Source organism: Secundilactobacillus folii, assembly GCF_009720675.1.
GTDB lineage: Bacteria > Bacillota > Bacilli > Lactobacillales > Lactobacillaceae > Secundilactobacillus > Secundilactobacillus folii.
In genome coordinates this window covers 1-656 of record NZ_WNJO01000038.1, presented here as the reverse complement: position 1 = coordinate 656, position 656 = coordinate 1, and the positions used below count along the sequence as shown (strand labels likewise).

Genomic DNA, 656 nt, shown 5'->3' with positions numbered 1-656 from the left:
CAATTGAAGGCGAAAGTGATTCAATGTTGAATCGGACGGAAGTCGCTAATGCGATCCAAGCGGTACTGAACAAGAACTATAATTTGGTTTCCGATCCTACGGCCACTAACAAACTCGACCATAACGATAACGTCGACCAAGACTTCACTGTGATGTTTAGTAAACTGCCAGATGCGAGCTACACTAGTGTACCGGTGGATGAAGCTGGAAATCCAATTCCGGGCACCACACCAACCGCTGAAACCGGCGAGCCTGGTACTCCAGTGAAAACGCCAACTGTTCTTGGATATACGCCAAGTAAGACACTGCCTGAAGTGCCGACTGATAATGGTGATGTCAAAGTGGTTTACTCGCCAGATGTACAAAAGGGGACTGTTCACTTCGTTGATGAGGCGGGGGGAACTTTAGCTCCTGATATTGAGGTCACTGGTGTTACGAATGGTTTGATTGACCACACGAAACTGAGCAATCAGATTCAACAAATTATCAATCACAACTACAACTTAGTTTCTGATGACACTGCCGTGGTTGTCTTTAACAACGACGATAATGATAACCAGAACTTCACGATTTCGTTCAGTAAATTACCGGATGCAGGTTACACTAGTGTACCGGTTGACGAAGCTGGGAATCCAATTCCGGGCACCACACCAACC

General features: G+C 46.2%; 1 protein-coding gene. It reads left to right on the top strand.

The window, feature by feature from the left end; all coding sequences use genetic code 11:
* Window positions 1–23: 23 nt before the first annotated feature.
* Window positions 24–656, top strand: a 633-nt coding sequence (locus GM612_RS12175; protein WP_155432608.1) for a mucin-binding protein, incomplete at its 3' end; no start/stop codon positions are given.